This window comes from Brasilonema bromeliae SPC951 (assembly GCF_012912135.1).
GTDB lineage: Bacteria > Cyanobacteriota > Cyanobacteriia > Cyanobacteriales > Nostocaceae > Brasilonema > Brasilonema bromeliae.
The window spans coordinates 1-2,074 of the sequence record NZ_QMEB01000397.1; the positions used below are offsets into that span (position 1 = coordinate 1).

The following is a 2,074-nucleotide window of genomic DNA, read 5'->3' on the forward strand; positions in this document are numbered from 1 at the left end:
AAGTTCTGACGATGAATGTAGAATCCCCTCGCCTTTAGGCAGGGGAGTGTCAAAAGACTGCCAAATTTTATCCCCTCCCCAAATCAACATTCCTAAAACAACTCCGAAAAGGAGACTGTAACAAATGGATAAGCTGAAGCGATGGGGTATGGATGTGGAGAAAGGAGGTAACAGAGGATCTTCCTGTGTGACGAGAGCATAACTAGATGCCATTATTCCAGCAGAACCGATCGCACTACCTACGGCGAGAATCGTGATTTGGAGGTTGCGATCGCCTATTTCTTTCTTATCCTGTGCAATGCGATCGCTCTTCGCCCTATCTATCGCCACACGCCCCCGGATAGAAGCTATCGCTTTATCCAGCAAGCTCGAACCATGATGAAAATATCCCAACTCTGCTTGAATTTGTTCCTGAAAATAAGCACAGTTTTCCAGACTAAATCTTTCTAAAAAGCTGATATCTTCATCTTTAATGATACCACGAATTTGTTGCAATCTCTCAGCATAGTTTCGAGTATTTATCGCAATTGTATTTTGGTATGCTTCCAGATACCGCAATAAATTGGTATAGTCTAAAGCACTTTTTGGAAGTGTTTTTAATTTATCGCTTAATTGCTCTAATTCTTCTGCTGTTAATTGCTGAGTCTCTCCAAACTTTTCTAATGTTTTAATTTCCTCTTCTATTTTGCTATATTCTTGATTTGTGTCATAATAAACCTGACGGCTTTGTTGAAAAGCTTTCACCACTTTGGCGCGAAAGAAAAATAAATCTAATAATTGCTCTTGATAAAAAACAAATTTCTCCTCAGCTTCTGGATGGCTGAAAAACCAAACTAAAATATGACGGTAATGTGTTAATTGACTAAAAAGTCCGTATTCAAAAATGGGGCTACCAAAGAGAGTGTCGGAACGAGCAAATGGAGGTATGGTATAGCCTTGAGGAAAGAAAGCTTTGAGACATTCATCAGCAAGATTTTTCAAAGCTTTTTGATTTTGAGGGTCTTGTTCTGATGACAACCAAGCAGTAATGATGAGAGTTTCACCGATAAAGTTGTTATTACCATTTAAGAGCAAACAATTCTCTGGATTGAGTTGACGCAGAAGCTGAATATCGACATCATCAGTTTTTTGACCATTTTCTTTTTCTGGACGGCGCAGATTTAACCACAGTCCGTAACTATCATAAAGTCTTAGCGGATAGGCAAATCCGTCAATAGATATTTTGGAAGAATTATTGGAAGAATTATCGAAAGTCACCGCGCCTTCAATCGGGGTAACTTCTGTTCGTTCATCGGCTTTGATCAAAGAGACAGTCGGGTTATCTGGCTCCTTTTCTAAATCCAGCAATTGCGTCAAGTTGAAATTTTTATGCAGGATTTTGTCGATGATTTCATCACAACTTTTCCAAAGCCAATCTTTCTCCTGTTCTTCTGCTTTTTGCAGAACAAAGGCAAATAAATGAACATTGGGAGCATAGACTTTAGGACTCATTTTTTGGGAGGTTCTGGCTGTGGATTTTTTTGTCGCTCATCAATGATTTTCTGATAATCTGGGAACTGATTGATTAAAGTTCCTTCTTGGTTTGCCGGATTGCGCTTTTTGATAGTGATTTCTCTAGCAGCAAATCGGACAGCATCTGCAACATCTGGATGTTCTCTACACCAAGCGGTAATTGCATCAACGGCTGCTGAAAGTGGTTGATTTTCTAATTCTGCCAGGGTTTGCTTGATTGTCAACAAATCTTCGCGGCTTTTTTCATCAAAGACAAATCCTTGCTGTTCTAAGACTTGCAAAAAAGCCTCAATTGTGATGTTTGGTTGATTAACTTCCATAGGTCATACCTTCAGTAGGATTTCAAATCTCGTTCAAATCTCGTAACCTCGTAACCTCGTTTCCAGGTTCTACCTGGAAATGCAGTTGGGGCGGCTCTGCCGCTTTCTAAGGGAGGCAGAGCCTCCCAGTGAGTATTCCCAGTCAGAGACTGGGAACAAGGATCTCGTTTCAAATCTTGTTTCAAATCTCGTTTCCAGGTTCTACCTGGAAATGCAGTTGGGGCGGCTCTGCCGCTTTCTAA

At 40.4% G+C, this 2,074-nt stretch carries 3 protein-coding genes; all 3 read right to left on the reverse strand.

The features are described from left to right. The coding region (locus tag DP116_RS27975) for a hypothetical protein (protein WP_169158216.1) at window positions 1-1,491 on the reverse strand (1,491 nt) is incomplete at its 3' end. Further along, complete coding sequence (locus DP116_RS27980; protein WP_169158217.1) at window positions 1,488-1,832, reverse strand: hypothetical protein; 345 nt, start codon at window positions 1,830-1,832, stop codon at window positions 1,488-1,490. The genes DP116_RS27975 and DP116_RS27980, both read right to left, overlap by 4 nt. A gap of 11 nt (window positions 1,833-1,843) precedes the next feature. After that, window positions 1,844-2,074 (reverse strand): hypothetical protein (locus DP116_RS28815; RefSeq protein WP_211173563.1); only part of this gene is annotated, 231 nt, incomplete at its 5' end.